16 protein-coding genes are annotated in these 16338 nt (G+C 48.7%); 5 read left to right on the forward strand and 11 right to left on the reverse strand.

Going from position 1 to position 16338, the window contains the following annotated elements; all coding sequences use genetic code 11:
- Positions 1-19: 19 nt before the first annotated feature.
- Positions 20-1882 carry a GTPase gene (locus tag ACN0YR_RS09620; RefSeq protein ID WP_417848997.1) on the reverse strand — a complete coding sequence of 621 codons (1863 nt, stop codon included), beginning with the start codon at positions 1880-1882 and terminating at the stop codon, positions 20-22.
- Positions 1883-2499: 617 nt separating this feature from the next.
- On the opposite strand from ACN0YR_RS09620, the gene ACN0YR_RS09625 reads away from it, so the two are divergent.
- The 5 genes from ACN0YR_RS09625 (at position 2500) to leuD (ending at position 7861) form a co-directional block, all read left to right on the forward strand.
- The gene (locus ACN0YR_RS09625) at positions 2500-3450 is read left to right on the forward strand and encodes an amidohydrolase family protein (protein WP_417848998.1); all 951 of its coding nucleotides are present in this window, start codon (positions 2500-2502) and stop codon (positions 3448-3450) included.
- A 393-nt stretch (positions 3451-3843) separates the two neighbouring features.
- Positions 3844-4212 (forward strand): hypothetical protein, encoded by a 369-nt coding sequence (locus tag ACN0YR_RS09630; RefSeq protein WP_417848999.1) that lies wholly within the window; start codon positions 3844-3846, stop codon positions 4210-4212.
- Between the two features lie 132 nt (positions 4213-4344).
- Complete coding sequence (locus tag ACN0YR_RS09635; RefSeq protein WP_417849000.1) at positions 4345-4716, forward strand: hypothetical protein; 372 nt, start codon at positions 4345-4347, stop codon at positions 4714-4716.
- A 1217-nt stretch (positions 4717-5933) separates the two neighbouring features.
- Complete coding sequence (locus ACN0YR_RS09640) at positions 5934-6548, forward strand: PEP-CTERM sorting domain-containing protein (RefSeq protein WP_417849001.1); 615 nt, start codon at positions 5934-5936, stop codon at positions 6546-6548.
- A gap of 716 nt (positions 6549-7264) precedes the next feature.
- Positions 7265-7861, forward strand: coding sequence for a 3-isopropylmalate dehydratase small subunit (gene leuD / locus ACN0YR_RS09645; protein ID WP_417849002.1), 597 nt, complete (start codon positions 7265-7267; stop codon positions 7859-7861).
- Positions 7862-7925: 64 nt separating this feature from the next.
- Here the strand turns inward: leuD and ACN0YR_RS09650 are convergent, their stop codons facing one another.
- From ACN0YR_RS09650 to ACN0YR_RS09695, 10 genes are all read right to left on the reverse strand, one after another.
- A complete protein-coding gene (locus ACN0YR_RS09650) occupies positions 7926-8669 on the reverse strand; it encodes a hypothetical protein (protein ID WP_417849003.1) in 744 nt (247 codons plus the stop codon).
- Positions 8670-8756: 87 nt separating this feature from the next.
- On the reverse strand, positions 8757-8957 hold the full coding sequence (locus tag ACN0YR_RS09655; protein WP_417849004.1) for a hypothetical protein: 201 nt from the start codon (positions 8955-8957) through the stop codon (positions 8757-8759).
- 161 nt (positions 8958-9118) lie between these two features.
- Positions 9119-9811, reverse strand: a complete 693-nt coding sequence (locus ACN0YR_RS09660) for a sigma-70 family RNA polymerase sigma factor (RefSeq protein ID WP_417849005.1) — start codon at positions 9809-9811, stop codon at positions 9119-9121.
- Between the two features lie 136 nt (positions 9812-9947).
- Positions 9948-10163, reverse strand: a complete 216-nt coding sequence (locus tag ACN0YR_RS09665; RefSeq protein WP_417849006.1) for a hypothetical protein — start codon at positions 10161-10163, stop codon at positions 9948-9950.
- Positions 10164-10333: 170 nt separating this feature from the next.
- The gene (locus ACN0YR_RS09670) at positions 10334-12469 is read right to left on the reverse strand and encodes a flagellar biosynthesis protein FlhA (RefSeq protein WP_417849007.1); all 2136 of its coding nucleotides are present in this window, start codon (positions 12467-12469) and stop codon (positions 10334-10336) included.
- 132 nt (positions 12470-12601) lie between these two features.
- Entirely contained in the window at positions 12602-13285 is a 684-nt protein-coding gene (gene fliP, locus ACN0YR_RS09675; RefSeq protein WP_417849008.1) for a flagellar type III secretion system pore protein FliP, read from the reverse strand.
- Between the two features lies 1 nt (position 13286).
- Complete coding sequence (locus tag ACN0YR_RS09680; RefSeq protein WP_417849009.1) at positions 13287-13961, reverse strand: hypothetical protein; 675 nt, start codon at positions 13959-13961, stop codon at positions 13287-13289.
- A 242-nt stretch (positions 13962-14203) separates the two neighbouring features.
- Complete coding sequence (gene fliN / locus ACN0YR_RS09685) at positions 14204-14656, reverse strand: flagellar motor switch protein FliN (RefSeq protein WP_417849010.1); 453 nt, start codon at positions 14654-14656, stop codon at positions 14204-14206.
- 173 nt (positions 14657-14829) lie between these two features.
- Positions 14830-15717 carry a FliM/FliN family flagellar motor switch protein gene (locus ACN0YR_RS09690; protein WP_417849011.1) on the reverse strand — a complete coding sequence of 296 codons (888 nt, stop codon included), beginning with the start codon at positions 15715-15717 and terminating at the stop codon, positions 14830-14832.
- Positions 15707-16231, reverse strand: coding sequence for a flagellar basal body-associated FliL family protein (locus ACN0YR_RS09695; protein ID WP_417849012.1), 525 nt, complete (start codon positions 16229-16231; stop codon positions 15707-15709). The genes ACN0YR_RS09690 and ACN0YR_RS09695 overlap by 11 nt, the downstream gene beginning before the upstream one ends.
- Positions 16232-16338: the final 107 nt, after the last annotated feature.

Here is a 16338-nt window from a genome sequence, read left to right on the forward strand (position 1 = left end):
CCTGCCTCGAAGCCGTCAATTAGCTTTGTTCGGTTGCGACACGGCGAAGTTCTTCAACAAGCTGATCAACCCGTTGAAATTCAGGGCATTGGGAGATCTGCGACGAAGCTGCAAGCTCATTGGGAAGAGTTCCGAACAGATGCTTCTCTAATTCCTGCGCGAGCCATCCCGCTCGCTGCTTTGTGAATTGGGAATGCAATTGACGAAACCTCGCTTCCAGGTACCCGGCGCTCGTTGAAGCTCCTTCAGTAAGAACTTTATCTCCGACTGCTGTCATCACCGTTCCTCCAACGGCATCTCCAGCAATGTGCAGTGCCCCTTGCATTGCCGAATCTGCAACGGCCGGGAACAAAGCGTTTCCGACTGGACCGGCTCCGGTCATGAACAGTGCCACACTGACTGCCGGGCGTGCTGCGGCAGCGACAGAGTCGATACGACGAAACAATCGATACGACTGCGGGCTTTCCGTTCGAAACCGTGCCAACTGCTCCTGCACAAGTGCCGAAAGCTCTGTCTCCAGATCGACGGAAGCATGTTCTGCCCGAACCTTCTCGATCAAATCATGACGAGCGTTTCCGGAAAGTAAAGTTGTGAGTCGAGGACTCAGCAGTGGATTTCCCAAATCTCGCAGCCATGTCAGTTTCTCGAATGTTTTATCAAGTGCCTGCAAAATCGTTTCCCATTCTCGAACCTTATACTGATAAATGGGAGAGTCTTCTGGAGATTTCTTTTCCTGGAGCATGTGAATGGGGTAAGTGACAACCGCCCCCAACTTGTTATAGAAGCCATGAACTTTCGCCGACCAGCCTTCGCGTTGCTCACTCCACCATTCCCGGATTTTTCGAATCATCACTGCATTCGGCAACGTCGGCCAATGATCGACTTCGACCAACCGCTGAGAGGACATCAGTTCGAGGGCTGCTTCGTAATCAGAACCTCTTCGGCCAATTTCATTCAACCATCCGGGAATCCCACGCTCGATATCGCAGAGACTTTGCAATGCCCCCTGAAGCGTTTGAACCTTGATCTCGGAAAAGCGAAGCTCCGACAGATCTTTCAACAAGTCTCTCGACGTTGAGTCGGAAACGCTTCCCTCTTGCGGCCAGGATCGTTCATAAAAAGGTAATACATTCTCTTCAGCAGCTCGACGATCATTTGGAGCAAGATACAACAAACGAGGGTGAATTTTGGTCTCTTCGTGAAACGTCTGCATCCACAAAGGCCAGTACTCTTCGTCATCAGGGAGCAAAACCTGGTTGAAGACAACAATGACGAACTTGCTCTCCTGCGATGCTTTCCGGAAAAATTGCTTCACAGCGGCGTCGTTGTATTTTTGCTGAGTCAGAACAGCGACCAGCACATCCGCACTTCTCCGAATTTTATCCGCCCGCTCCCAATTCACCTCTGCGACACTGTCAACATCCGGTGTATCAAGAACCACTAAGTTGCTCGGCAGTGACTCGCTTTCTCGCCAGAACAACAAGTGCCGATCATCCTCTCGCAAGGCCTGATCGGCATCGGCCCACGGAAGAAGTTCAAATCCGGGAAAGAGTTCTTCGATATTGTGCGAGCCTTCAAAACCTGTTGGAAACAGCACTGTTGGATGTTTCGTCCCAGAGGCCATCGGACTGGTCGCACTCAGTCGTCCGCCAGCAATATGGTTGAACAAAACAGACTTGCCAATATTCGTCCCCCCGACCACAGCAACAATCAGGAACGAATCTTTTCCCAACTGCGGTCGTACTTTTTCCTGAAGCAATTCAAACCACTCGCGATCCTTTAACGGCGGAAGCTCAAACGAGGCAATCCGACGCTCCAAAGCATCGATCGCTTCAGTTAACCGAACGATCACATCGGAACAGTGTTGAAATCGAGAGTTCATGAATGGACTGTATTCATCTAAAAAACATGATGCGAATTGAAGTCAAAAATAAACTCCAAGGCTGTCGAGAGGCTACCAACAGTTCGGCAAAGTGGTCTATTTCAAATTTTTTGACTGCCCCGAGTCCTTCCGCGGCTTCACGATTCTCTTGAATAGTACAAGTCCACTCGCCCGACCATCGTTCGCTGCCGAACAACGCCGCCGAACAACGCTGCCAAATGTCACTACCAAATCTGATGCAGGAAGAATGAAATAGACCATGATTTGCGAATTGGATTATCAAAGTGCCGACCGACTCAGCAAGTTTAGCAGTTGCCAGTCAAACGAGAACATCCCTCGTCCGCAACTTGCTCATTTCAGGTTCGATTGAGATACTCACAAACAGATCAATAAAGGAGAATCGATGGGAGACGCGAGTCCCCGATCGCAATTAATCTTCCCAATCTCCTCAAAACTCAAGTTTATGAACAAGCGTCTCAAATAGAGGCTGGGAAACCGGTAACGACGACGCGACCAATGATTTTTCCTTGAATGTCAATCCATTGCCCCTCAACCAGCGGCCCACTCTGAGAACCACCTCGGTTGCTCTTTACGAATGCCGCATTTGGAGATCCAACATGCAGAACACCCACCATTTCGACCGTCGGCAATTCCTCCAGGCCGGCACAGTTGCCGTCGCAGCTGCATCGATTTCTTCTGGCCTTTTCGCCGAGGAAAAAAAGAACAAAAAGCAGGAAATCATCGACGCGCACTCCCACATCTGGACTGATGACATCGCTCATCACCCGCTCCAAAACGGGCAAACAGTCGAGGATCTTAAACCTCGCACCTTCACTCCTGAAGAGCTCATGGCGGTTGCATCACCGCACGGGGTCACCAAGGTCGTCCTCATTCAGCACAACGTTTATCACGGAAAAGACAACTCGTACATCACCGACACAATTCAAAAGGAACCAAAAAAATATTCCGGCGTCGCATGCATCGACGCTGCGGGGAAATCTCCCACCAAAGAAATGGACAGACTCCGCAAACTTGGAATTCGCGGATTGCGAATCCGGCCCGGCGATGGAAACGTCAAGAAATGGCGAGACAGTCCAGGGATGCACGCGATGTGGAAGCATGGCCCGAAAATCGGGATTGCCATGTGCCCACTCATCAATCCGGAAGATTTACTTGAGGTCAACCACTTCTGTGAAAAATATCCGGATACAACAGTCGTGATCGACCACTTTGCACGTATCGGAATCAACGGAGAAATCGACTCAAAAGACCTGAAAAGACTCGCCGATCTCGCAAAGTTCCCCAACACTTACGTCAAAGTTTCCGCCTACTACGCACTCGGCAAGAAACAACCGCCTCACGATGAACTCACGCCAATGATCCGCGTTCTGTACGATGCCTACGGAGCCAATCGGCTCATGTGGGCCAGCGACTGTCCGTATCAGTTAACCTCACCAAACACCTACGGAGACTCCATCGCTCTGATCCAGAATCGCATCGATTTTCTATCAGCAGCTGACAAAGATGCCATTCTCCGAAAAACGGCTGAAACCGTCTTCTTCAGCTAACTTCAAGATTCAAAACCCAGGGCAAGCCCCCGCAGATCAACTGCGGGGCAATCCTCTCTGATTCCGGTCCTGCGAATTCTCCTATCTGCCATCCTCTCAACAGTTTGCACAGCTGATCCGTGTACAACACGTGAACTGCAAACCATTTGTCCTTTGAACCGTAAACCGGTGTAATCAGCCGGTGACACGTCAAAGTCCTGAAACAGCATGTTAAACCGGGTAAACCTGCATAAACAAACGTGTTTCAGTTCTTGAACACGTTTGGCACGCCGATTGCCTTAGAGTTTTTCCGCATCACTTGCCGGCGATGCGAGGTGAAGAACTGTCTGCAGCGGTGAACCACCAAGAGTAAACATGATAAAGAATAGAAAAAGAAAAAAAGGACAAAGAACTATGTTGAAAGCAATCTTGAAAGACGAAGCCGGTTTTGTCGTCTCAACTGAGCTCGTTCTGATCGCAACTATCCTCGTCATCGGACTCATCGTTGGTCAAACAACACTCCGTGACCAAGTTGTAACCGAACTCGCCGACGTTGCAGACGCAATCTCAGCAATCGACCAAAGCTACGCATACTCAGACGTCACCGGACACTCATCAAGTACAGCCGGTACTGTTTTTGACGATGAAGCAGACTTCTGTGACGTGAGTGACAGTGGCGAGCAAGGAACTGGAGCTGGATCTGGTACTTGCGTGCTGATCGACAACGGTGTATCCGAGCAGAACGGTGCCCAGACTATCGCAGAAGCTTCTGACAGCATCTAAAGCTAATTCAGGATTTTCTTGAATCGAAGGTAGTGGGTGGTGTACCACCCACTACCTGTTTGGGTGTTAAGTAGAAGCCAAACAGGCTTCATTCGCACCTTAACATCAATTGCCGTTGATACTAAGGACAACATGATGTTCACAAATTTAATACGAGATGAATCGGGATTCGTAGTCTCAACAGAGCTGGTGATCATCGCAACTATTTTGGTCATCGGAATGCTTGTTGGTTTGACCACAATTCGCGATCAGGTTGTGACAGAACTCGCCGATGTTGCTGATGCAATTTCTGCACTGGACCAGAGTTATGCTTTTTCTGACATCACGGGTCACGCTAGTAGTACAGCGGGAACAGTGTTTGACGATGAGGCCGATTTTTGTGATGCCTCGGATGCTGGTTCTCAGGGTGGATTTATCACTAACGGAACCTGCGTTCTTATAGACGGAGGGCTTGACAATAATGGAGCCCAGATTGTTGGATCACCATCAGACTCTTCTCCTTGATGTGAAATATTGCTTGCGACCAACTTGAAACGACTCCTGACTTAGGGGTCGTTTTTTTATTCGAAAGTTTCAAACACGCATTTCACTTTAAACTAGAGCATCTTTCACGAACCTCTCTTAAATCTGAAGTTTGAAGTTCCCCACTATTCTGCGATGTTTCTTCAAAAATGAAGAGTGAGACATGTGCGAAGTCTTGGCTGCCATTAGATGAACTGAATCGGCTGGGATGAATGCCAATTTGCGAGTGATAAGAATGCAAATCTCAATCATCGCGATGGAAGGTTAGGCGGTTCCAGCAGTCGCCATGAGCGTGAGTCTTTTGCGGCGAGTCTCTTATCAAAGGGTCGCTCGGCTTCCAGAAGACCAGACTCGGAAACGACGCTGAAAGAAACAAAAATGCTCACAACCATAGCAGAGAATGCTGGCAGGCAAGCCTGAGCTATCAGCGATTCAGAATGGTCGGAGCAAACTCCTCATGGATCTTACGAACTGAGGCACGAAAGTCTCTCCGAAGTTGGTGATCGCTGATGGGCATTGGGCTTATGGACATCTGTCGCGGATAGTTCTTCACCCACGAAAGAAGAACGTTGTAACAGTCTGAGAGGATGCGAATTAAACTTTCAATTTATTTTCCTGGAGAACTAATGATGGCAAGCTCGAAGGGGCTTGCCAAGCCTTGAAGAAGTGGTGATGAGCTGCACCTACTACGATTACTCAGTTGAGCAAGGTGGATTAACTTAAAAATCATGGACAAAATGCAACACATGAGAAACCAGTTCGGCAATGACGAATAAGCTCCTCTAGTCTACCAGAAAGGTTGGAGACGCTTGGCGAGTCACCAGCAAATCACCGATACCGTGGAAAGGACGCTCCCTCCAAGACTGCAGACTCCAGCAAGAATCCACCACCTGACTTTGAATACCACGAACAAAACAATTTCTCAGAGGTGGCTTAAACCACTGTAAGTTGAAATCCAGAACAAATATCTCGATGTAATTTTGCATTTTGGAACAAATTGTTCTTACTACTGTTGTTTCGAGACTTTTCACTGATTAATATAATAACCTCAAGTACATATTTCCCAACGTTGGAAATTTCTTCAGAATTGGAGAATCCGGATGAGTTTGCGTGCAATTTGCTTGGTAATATTTTCTAGTTTTGGATTATCTCTTGAAGCAGACGCTGCTCCGATTTTCTCAAATTTCGGCCCTAATGGCATGTCTGGCATCAAAAGTGACAATGCGGACACTGATTACGCTGGTGTGTTTTTTGACATTGTGACTGGTGGGCCAGTGAAGACGATTCAGTGGATTGGTCACTACGCGTCCGGCCTTCCTGCTGATGATTTTACGATCCAACTAACGACAGTTACGGGCTCAAATATTCAATCGAACACGAATCCATCGACCACGTCAACAATTTTCAATTACAATATTGGATCAGACGCTGGTACATCGCTTGATTCGAGAGTCGCAACGGGCAGCCAGGTTGGAGGACAGAACCAATACCTCTACACAGCAACGCTTCCAGGCACTGACATGGTGAGTGGGGGGATGTCGTATATGATTTCGATCTATAATAATACGACAATTCCGACCTCTTGGTTTTGGGATGAGTCGTCGTCAATGGTTAATGGTTTTTACGAGAAGACGGTATCGATTGCCCAGCCTCAATGGCAAATCAACCCTGGAGGCGAAGGTCAACAGTTGGTATTCAGTCTAGACACTGAAGGGGCATCTGGACCAGTTGTTCCTGAACCTTCGTCGTTCATTCTTCTTGGGACAGCGATTGTTGGGGCTTTGGCTTATCGACGTCGGCGTAAAGTTGCCTAGTTTCTCTTGCGAAGCCTGATGAAATCAATGAAACGGCCACTCTTTGAGTGGTCGTTTTTTTGCGCTTTGACTCATTTTTCTTTTTCAATGTTCTGATCAGATCGAACTACATTCTTCGATTTTCTTCCGAACTGGATGTGTCGTTTTGTGTCACTTTCAGTGACTGAGAAATTAATAGCTTGTCTCTCTGTCCCCTGCCAGTTCCAGTGCCTGCCTCCTACTCTCCACAAGCACTCACTTGATTGCAGTCTTTTGCCGCTTCTATGAATTCCAAGGTTCAAATTATGGCGGCGTATCACAGGCCTATTGCGTCTTGATGCTCGTACTGTTTCGCAATTGAAAAAACGGACCTGTTGTTGAGTACCACTTCCAGGTTGTGTGAGTACAATACAGCTCTGGCTTGATGTGAATCATGTGGATGAGGCTCAATCCTCGCTCAATAATCTTCACGCAAAACATCGCTGCCGGTCATCGCCAGCAAGCATGGTAGGCTGTTCATACCTTTGTTACAGCTATCTACGGCACACAGAGCGCACCTTGCTCGCAGTTGATGTGTCAGGTCAGTTGGAGAGCGTGAAAGTGTGATCGTCCAGCAGTCCGGGGCCAGAGTCTCCCGCCGAGGTGGCTCGGGATAATGAGTTAGAGTTACAGATTATTGATCATTCATTTTCAGCTGGCCACCCTATAAACAAGACATTAGATACACAGGTTTTCAAATGAAACAGATTCAAACTGTCTCCGGAAAAGCAATTCCTTTGTTGTTGGACGATATCGACACGGACCGCATCATTCCGGCCCGCTTCCTTCGCTGTGTTTCCTTCGAGGGGATTGGTGAGCACGCCTTTGAAGATGATCGTTTGCAGGACAAAAATCATCCTTTTAATCAACCGCAATACCAAGAAGCCAACGTCCTTGTGAGTGGTCGCAACTTTGGTTGTGGCTCTTCGCGGGAGCATGCTCCTCAGTCGCTGATGCGTTGGGGAATCCAGGCGGTCATCGCGGAATCGTTCGCTGAGATCTTCTTCGGAAACTGCACATCACTCGGAGTCCCTGCAGTCTGTGCAGAACGGGCTGACCTTGAAACTCTCAGTAAAGCGATTCAAGCAGATCCGAGCCTTGAAGTTATCGTCGACCTTGAAATCTGCCAAGTGAAATACGGTGAGACTTCATTCGCAGTGACAATTCCGGAAAGTGCACGAACTTCGCTGGTCTCTGGACAATGGGACTTCTTGTCGCAACTCCTCGAAAACAAACCCGCGATCGAAGAGAAAAAAACAACACTTCCCTACCTGAGCGGGTTTTCGAAGGTCTGAGTTTCACCACGATATCGGTGTGGGTAACCTGAGCATTCGCCCGGACTTATTGAACTATGGTGACTTACCTTGCAATAGTGGACGAATCATCGAGGAGATTTCCGAGTTGATGTGAAAGTGAGTCGAGCATTTTCAAGTCCTCGGCGTGTTGACGCTCGATCGAGGATTCCAGATTCAAGAGATCGCTGCGGTATTTGTCGACATCTGACTTGAGGTTCTCAATACGATTGTTCGAAAGCTTGAGCGCTTCAGCCATCTCTTTAAGTGCACGATCATTCTCCTGAATGATTTTCTCCAAGTCCGACAACTGCTGCTCGAGTTCCGCAGATTTGGACTCCGTTTTCTGTTTCAGGTCAGTCAGCAATGGCAGGCAGTGAACAGGATCAGGTGGAATGAAAGTGAGCGTTCGATTCGAGGTTGAAATAGTCGATGTCCCGCTTCTATCGGATTGAACTTGTGGGATCGGATTAGCAATTGTCCGTGTTGGCTTCGATGTCTGATGACTTTTCATTTCTGACGAGTTTGATTTCCATTCCACCTGGGCGACGTTTGAATTGATCGGAGGGAAACTCGACGCTTCACTTCGGCGACAGGGCCGGGGAAACTCATCGTATTCCCTCAGCGGAATGGGAATGATTGTGAAATCTTCAGTAGCAAGTTTAGGGCTAAGTTCGATTGATCCCGGTCGAGAGTCTGAATTGACCACAACGTCACAACTAGGATCCAGTTGACGTGAGATGGTTCCGCACCCGGCCAACACTCCGAACAGTAATGGTGCAACGAACAGCAAACGATGTTTGATTTGCATGATAAGCATCTTTCGTTTCGTCTCTTCAGAACGCATCTTTCTCAATTGGGCAGATCGGACTGTCGGTGATCACTTCACCTTGTCCATTTAAGGCTCAGAGCCATAGTCACAGTCTAAAACCACGTGACTTCCACACGAGCATTGAATCTCGATTGACTGGATCAACTCCTTATCGCGATGAACAATCACTTTCGGAGAAGTCTGTTCCTGCTCGGTGACGAGCAATTTACGTGGATCGATTTTGACTCGATCTGCGCGAACGATTGCGGAAGGTTGGCTGCGCGTCATGCGGACACCTCACTTGATGTAAAATGGATTTTAATTCGATACGAAAAACGAGAGTTCAGTTTTCAGAGCGGATTCAATGCTCGTGGTGCCCGTGAAGTTCACTTAAATGACTTCATAGGTAGTTCGCCATGTGAACGAACTCAAACACCGATTCGAAAACACTATCGGTGAACCATTTGTTTTAGTTGCAGTTCTGTTTTTGTCAGAATGCGTGAGACCCGGGACTCGGAGAGCCCGAGAACCTGACCGATCTGCTTGAGTGTCAAATCATCGAGGTAGTACAAGGTGATTACCGCACGTGGACGGTCAGCGAGTTTTTCAATCGCTCTGGCAAGAACGTGTTGCTGCTCATGCTCCGACTGTTCTTCTTGTGCTGAGTTGTCGGAGCGTCTTGTGTATGGGAGGAGTTCTTCGCTCCAGCTTTCGGGGTAATTCATACGCATCGCGACGAGACACTTCTCGACGTCTTCGACTGAAAGGTCTGTCATCTCTGCAATCTGTTCAGAGGTTAATGTTTGTTCGCCTCTTTGAACTGCGACCTTGATCTTCGACCAGTTCTGCAAAACGTGTTGGGGAACAGGACAGTTTCTCCGGAGTTCATCCAGAACGGCTCCTCGAATCCTCGAATAGGCGAAAGTCTTGAATGCAACTCCCTTGTCTGCATCAAACCGATTCGCTGCTTCGACCAATCCCAGAACTCCAGATGCTTCGAGATTCTCCACATCGACGGAACCGGGGAGTTCCAGCAACAATTTCCCGATCACATGTTTCACGTAATGAAGGTTTGAAACGATGAGTCGCTCACGGGCCTGTTGGTCATTGATGTTTTGATAAGTTCTGAGTCCCGCATCCATGCGTCCCCCTCCTGCCGATCACTCTTATCATCTTTGTTGTTCCTGGGAATCAATCATTGAAGATGCACTAACAAAACTGCGAAAACGATGGGCATTCGCACACTCAAAATTCTCCGATTTTGTTAGTGCGACTCGGTCAAAACTCGTCCTCGTCTTCAAACACAAGTGAAACCATCGAAGCCATTCCAATGAAGAGAATCGTGGTGCCGCCGCCCCCCAAGAGGGCTCTGAACAAAACAACCTCAGGCTCAAGCCCGAAAACAACACTCAGTAATGTCATCGCACAGGCAACAAGCAGTCCGACAGCCATGCCGATTTGCACATTCGAATTCTTGGGGACGTTCGTATTCATGCTGATGATTTCATTCGGTAAACGTTGGCGAGTACGCTTTCTTGATGAGTCAGATTTTGGGAGTGACTTGATGAGCATGTTGAAATGCCTTTGGCTTTCTGCCTCATCGCGTTCGGTTTTAATCCTGACAAAGTCGTTTCCTCATGGATGCTCCAGATTTCCAACATTACTCACCCTGCCTTCTTCTGAAGTCCTTCACCCTCACTCCGGGGTATTGGAACTGCAGGATCTCCAATGCCAACGTTTTCAGGAAAAACATTCCGATAAGGAATAAATTCGACGGGATCGATTCCCAGATCCCCCGGAACTTCTTGATACGCGACCACTCCCAAATGCGGAGCGGAGCGGCGAAACAGTTTTCTCAAGGGTCGTCGCAAAACACGGTCGACCAATAAGGCCAATGGCTGATCCGCACGTTGAGAGTTCTTCCAGGCAGTTTGAATCTGTTCGAGAATCGCTTCGAGTGAATCTGGCCCGACGGCGAGTTGTTGTTCGCGGACCTGTTCCCTGAGGCGTGCTTCGAGTTGCGGTTCAAAGGCGAGGACTCGCAAGTCGCCGTTTGGTAAGCAGTAGCGGTCGCAAATTAATCGCCCTAAATCGGCTCGCACTGCATCAGTTAAGTCATCTGCAGTTTTCAATTGAGAACTGTGATTGGAAATGGACTCCAAGATGTGTGCTAAATCGGAGAGCGGGACACCGTCCTCTGCCAGTTGTTGGAGTACTTGCTGTAATACAGCCATGCGGACCGACTCAGAGCGAAGTTCATCAACGATGACAGGAGCAAATTCTCGCACTCGATCCAGAAGTTCCTTGAGGGTCTCTCGAGTGAGGAGTTCGTGTCCGTGCAGTTTTAAAACCTCTCCCAGATGAGTGATCAATACACTCGATGGATCTACAACGGTATAGCGATGGCTTTCGGCTTGCTGGCTAAGCGAGGGCTCAATCCACTTCGCTGGGAGTTGAAATGCAGGCTCGCGGGTTTCCTCTCCCGGGATTTGAATTCCGGGGTTTTCGGGAAGGATCGCCAGGACTTTTTCTGGAATAAGTTGACCTGTGGCAACAACGCGGCCAGCGATCTGGATCCGGTAGCTCTGCGGGTCCATCTGAATTTGAGATCTCACACGAATCGGCGGAATCCAAAGTCCTCTTTCGCGAGAGAACTCTTTTCGGAGGGTCGTGATGCGTTCGGCGAGGCGTTTGCCGCGACCTGAATTCATTAATGGGACCAGTCTTGAACCGACTTCGATCGTAGCACGATCGCGAAGTAAGAAATCTCCGGGATCGTCTTCGGGCTCGGGTGGTGCGTCGGAATCGGGGGTGTCTGAGGGAGTTTGCAGATCACCCGGTTTGCTGACGCTTCGAGAAGTTAATGAGATGACTAACGCGATTGCGAGTGTCAGAAAAGGAAACTTGGGCATCCCGGGCATCAACGCCAGGAAAACGAGAATGATGACTCCGATCCACAACGGGCGACGATTTCGAAAGAGTTGTGACTCCAGTTCCTCGCTGAGAGTTTCTTCGGAGTTTGACTTGGTAACTAAAATTCCTGCAGTCACTGCAATAATCAGAGCAGGAATTTGCGAAATGAGACCATCACCGACCGTCAGGACTGAGTAGCGTGTTAACGATTCAATGATGCTCATCCCGTGGGTCATTCCGAGAATGACTCCGCCCACAAGATTGATTGCGGTGATGATCATTCCGGCAATGGCATCACCACGTACGAATTTACTGGCTCCGTCCATGGCCCCGTAGAATTCGGTTTCTTGTGCAAGCTGTTCACGTCGTGTCTTGGCAGTTTGTTCATCGATTGCCCCGGCGTTCAGTTCGGCATCAATCGCCATCTGTTTCCCCGGAAGTGCATCAAGCGTGAATCGTGCGGCAACTTCGGAAATGCGGCCGGCTCCTTTGGTGATCACGACAAACTGAATCACAACCAGAATCAGAAAGACAACCAGCCCGACGACTAGATCTCCGCCAACAACAAAATCTCCAAACGCTTCAACAAGCTTGCCAGCATTTGCTGAAAGTAAGATCGATCTCGTCGTCGCAACGTTCAATGAGAGGCGATATAAAGTCAACAACAGCAATAGAGATGGGAAGACCGACAAGTCCAGCGCTCGCTTTGCTCCCATGGTGACTAGCAGAAGAAGAATCGTGAGCGCCAAATTCCCTGCAAGTAATAAATCTAAAATGAAGCCTGGCAGCGGAATGAGCATGATGACGAGCACACCCAACAACCCGATCGGAAGGAGTGTCTCGCTTTTCGAGAGACCGAGATCAATTTTGTTCTGTGGCTGATTCATGAGGTGTAGGCTCAAAAGCGACTAGAGCAAATCGAGGATTATTCTTTACGTTCTGTTCCGCGGTGAGCAGTTTTTATAGCCAGAACAGTGGCCTTCATCGGATACGACAAACTCTGAAAGCCATTGAACAGATCATCCGAAGCTTAAGCTGAGTGCCCGAATGATCAGATTCCAGCCGTCGACCAGAATAAACAACAAAAGTTTGCACGGAGTCGAAATCACGACCGGAGGCATCATCATCATTCCCAAAGCCATAAGGATCACCGAGATCACCAAGTCGATCAGGACAAACGGAAGGTAAATACAGAACCCCATAATGAATGAGGTTTTTAGTTCACTGATGACAAAAGCCGGAACCAGAATGTGCATCGAAATGCTTTCGGGTGATGGGATTGAATCTAGCTCAGCGAGGTCGAGGAGAAGCTGAATGTCCTGCTTGCGGGTTTGCGTGATCATGAACGACTTGAGGACCTGCGAGCCGTTCTGGATTGCTTCGCTGCTTGAAATTTCTTCGTGCAGGTAAGGCATGACAGCCTGCTGCTCAATCGCCTGAAAAGTCGGGGCCATGACGAACAGTGTGAGGAACAGGGAGAGCCCGATAATGACCTGAGTCGGCGGAATTTCCTGAGTCGAAAGTGCTCTCCGAACGAAAGAAAGCACGATCACGATGCGGGTGAAGGCTGTCATTGTCACAAGTGCTGATGACAAAAACGCCAGCCCGCCCAGAAAAATTGCAACTTTGATTTGTGGCGAGAGTTCTTGAAACGCTTCGGTCTGCAAGACTTCTGAAACCAATTCGGATTGTGTGCTTTGCATTTCAGCTCACCTCTGAGATTGCGAGAGTCTGCGGGAGTTCTTCGTCTGATGTCACTTCACCGGAGTCCAGGTCTTTGTTCTCATCCAGGTTCCAGTTCGGAACAAGGGTGACTGACTTGACTCCGCTCGGGTCGGTGGCGATCAAATATCTTTCATCTCCAAGCATTACTAAATGCAGCAGGCTGTTCTGGTGAACCGAGAGCGTCGAGAGATGTGTCAACTCGTTTGTCTTCAGCTTCTTCTGATCAGTCATGTTCAACTTCTGTAGAATCGCACCTTGCTTCATGCGTACGACATAAGTCGACAGGCCAGCGATGAATAAGACGACGCAGGTCCATTTCACTAAATTCCAAAGTTCGAAATCGAGTGGGTCCGCGAAGTTGGCAGAAGACGCAAAAGTCGATGCAGCAATCTCCTGTTTGAATGTTTGCTCTGGAGTTCGCTTCTCTGGCGGAGTATCGCCTCTGACCGTGGGTATTGCTTCAGCTCCAGGTGCTGTTTCAGTCTTGGGCAATGTGAATTCAGCAATCGATTTGAAGGTCTGATTCCAGTTCATCTCTTCGTCTTGAAGCCACTCTACTGTCGGAAGTTCAGGCTCTGAGAGTTGTGAGCCATACCAGAGTTCGACATTTCGAATAGTCTGCGTTTGTGCAACGTTGAATTCCGAAGCAGGCATTATTTCAACCTCCGCTCCAACAACGAGAGTTGTTTCGACTCCGAGAAGGAGCATGCATGCCCAACACAATTTGTCTGTCAACCTGAACATGATGGCGTACCGGATTCGTGAATATTCTTACGAAAGAAGAAGCGAAAAGCTGGGCAATCAACCTGAGTAGGACCTCTCATCTACAGAGGAAACACTCATTCCCAAATGCGTTCGGACCGGTTGTACTCAGTACAAATCTACTCAGGCGGCAATTACTCAGCCTCGCGACTGTGTGAGTTTTCGATGTGTGTAATCCTCACGGCATAGCGATCCTCAACAACGACCACTTCTCCCCGAGCGATTCGGATCCCTTGTGCCATGACATCAACCATCTCACTGACACTCCGATTCAATTCAACAACAGCCTTCGGGCCGAGTTGAAGCAACTCCCCGAGTGGGAGTTCAGTCCGTCCCAGCTCCACGGAGACAGTTACGTTGACGTCGTAGAAACGCTGGAGAGGAAGACTTGCAGGGGGCGTTGATGGGGGGACCGCTGCCGGAAAATCGACCGCATAAGCAACTTGTTCAGTCTTGTCGTCTGTATTGAGATCAACACGACTTTGAGCAGGGCTGAATTCTTCACCTCTCTCCGCAGGGTCGGTCGATTCAGTTGAGTCGATGGATACCTTTTTGATGTTCTCATCAAATTGCTGCTGATCTGTCATGACGGACTCACTAAATTTTGAATGCTTCTGGAATAATTGGAACTAAGCCTGAAACCTGAATCTTCTCGCTCAAACACTGAGAAAAGTGACTTTTCGAGAGGTTGCCGTATTGGTTCTAAACTCAAAGGAAATGACGCAAGACTTTGCCATTTCTGGATTGATTCGAAACCAAATCAATCATCAATCGCTTCGACCACTTGAAACCCAAGCCGAGGACCAACGGTGACCGGGGTGACCCTCCACTTCGGGTGTTCATCAATGGAAGCAATCAGTGGCTGAAATGCAGATTGATTCAACAGCAAAACGTCACCGACACTAAGTTCTGTAATCTCGGACATCTTGAGTTCTGCTGATCCCAACTCCACCATGATTTCTTTCGGAATGCTTTCTGTAGCAGCGACCATAGCTGTGAGATCACGCTCAGAAGTTGGCAGAACAGTGGTGAACTCCTGAGAGATCTGATCTTCGAGGGCGTGCTTTGGCATCAGCCAGTGTAAAGTTTCTTCTCCATAACCCGATTTGATGCGCATTTTCGAGACGAGCAAGTCCGTGCCGTGGGCAAACATTCGCGCACGACGGGGCTTCTCAATGAACTCCTGATACATACTGGGAATCGGTTCTGTTCCGGGCCAGCTCTCGCTCATGGCATCAGAGATATTCTCGAACAGGATTTCGAGAATGGCGATTTCCGTTGGTGAAAAGGGAGTAGGCTTAGGCCAATCGTCACCTTGAATATTCAAAACGTACTCGACAAGCACTCGTCCCAGTCGTCCTGAAACGACGACCAGGGATGGAATGCCAGAGACACCCAGGCTGATCCGAACTCCAACACCATCCGCGGGTAACTCTTGCATGGCTCGATGTTCTGTCACTGGCTCCATCGATTGTGGACTAATCTGAAAATCATTCGTAATCAGAGTTTCCCATCGTTCCTGTGTGCGAGTGCAAATTTCTGCATGCCATTGCTGAAGGACACGGCTTGAACCAGCATTCGGGCGACGGGGTGTTTGGAAATCGAGTCTCTCAAACATTACTGCGAGGCCCTTTGCGTTACTGAACATTGAATTCTTCAAACAGAATGTCGTAGATACGATCATGTCCGTCTGAAAATAAGGTTGTGTTGAAGTGGTTGCGGATTTCTCGGCGAAGCATGTTCTGCCCCGCTTTGCCGCGAATTTCGTCTAAAGTCTTGTCTGAGAGATGGCTGAGCAACCAGTTTCTCAAGACAAGGTTTTTCCTCTCAAGTAAATCCTCGAGCCTCTCTTTATCTTTCTGCTTAACCTGAAGTGACATCTTCAATCGCAGGTACCGGTTCATCCGTCCTTCATCGAGGTTGACCGTTGACTCACCGAAGGAGACATAGGTCATGTCGTTCACTGAAATCGCATCGCCACCTGCCGATGAAGTGCCCACTGTTGAATGGGTCTCTGGTGCGAACAAATTCGGGAGCATAAAAGGAACGGCACTCCCTGCAGCGGCGGCTACGAGAAAAAAAATCATAAGAGTGAGGAAGCCGATCCCAGATTCCTTCGGAACCACATCCTCCTGGATCTCATCGCTGATATTCTGATTCACTGGTTCACCTTCTGATCTCGTTGAATCATGAACGCTTCGGGAGAAGTGACGGAGAGTTGGAAATCGAAGGTCAAGAAAAGCCTGTGTTGAGACACTCTCAACCTTCA

It is taken from the genome of Thalassoglobus sp., from assembly GCF_048270125.1.
GTDB lineage: Bacteria > Planctomycetota > Planctomycetia > Planctomycetales > Planctomycetaceae > Thalassoglobus.

Excerpts from the sequence above, each read along its gene's own strand:
- fliP (WP_417849008.1), bottom strand. The coding sequence starts at position 13,285 with ATGCAAAGCACACAATCCGAATTGGTTTCAGAAGTCTTGCAGACCGAA.
- ACN0YR_RS09640 (WP_417849001.1), top strand. The coding sequence starts at position 5,934 with ATGTCTGGCATCAAAAGTGACAATGCGGACACTGATTACGCTGGTGTG.
- ACN0YR_RS09690 (WP_417849011.1), bottom strand. The coding sequence starts at position 15,717 with ATGTTCAGTAACGCAAAGGGCCTCGCAGTAATGTTTGAGAGACTCGAT.
- ACN0YR_RS09670 (WP_417849007.1), bottom strand. The coding sequence starts at position 12,469 with ATGAATCAGCCACAGAACAAAATTGATCTCGGTCTCTCGAAAAGCGAG.
- ACN0YR_RS09660 (WP_417849005.1), bottom strand. The coding sequence starts at position 9,811 with ATGGATGCGGGACTCAGAACTTATCAAAACATCAATGACCAACAGGCC.
- ACN0YR_RS09665 (WP_417849006.1), bottom strand. The coding sequence starts at position 10,163 with ATGAATACGAACGTCCCCAAGAATTCGAATGTGCAAATCGGCATGGCT.
- fliN (WP_417849010.1), bottom strand. The coding sequence starts at position 14,656 with ATGACAGATCAGCAGCAATTTGATGAGAACATCAAAAAGGTATCCATC.
- ACN0YR_RS09680 (WP_417849009.1), bottom strand. The coding sequence starts at position 13,961 with ATGCCTGCTTCGGAATTCAACGTTGCACAAACGCAGACTATTCGAAAT.
- ACN0YR_RS09650 (WP_417849003.1), bottom strand. The coding sequence starts at position 8,669 with ATGCAAATCAAACATCGTTTGCTGTTCGTTGCACCATTACTGTTCGGA.
- ACN0YR_RS09625 (WP_417848998.1), top strand. The coding sequence starts at position 2,500 with ATGCAGAACACCCACCATTTCGACCGTCGGCAATTCCTCCAGGCCGGC.
- ACN0YR_RS09635 (WP_417849000.1), top strand. The coding sequence starts at position 4,345 with ATGATGTTCACAAATTTAATACGAGATGAATCGGGATTCGTAGTCTCA.
- ACN0YR_RS09630 (WP_417848999.1), top strand. The coding sequence starts at position 3,844 with ATGTTGAAAGCAATCTTGAAAGACGAAGCCGGTTTTGTCGTCTCAACT.
- ACN0YR_RS09620 (WP_417848997.1), bottom strand. The coding sequence starts at position 1,882 with ATGAACTCTCGATTTCAACACTGTTCCGATGTGATCGTTCGGTTAACT.
- leuD (WP_417849002.1), top strand. The coding sequence starts at position 7,265 with ATGAAACAGATTCAAACTGTCTCCGGAAAAGCAATTCCTTTGTTGTTG.
- ACN0YR_RS09655 (WP_417849004.1), bottom strand. The coding sequence starts at position 8,957 with ATGACGCGCAGCCAACCTTCCGCAATCGTTCGCGCAGATCGAGTCAAA.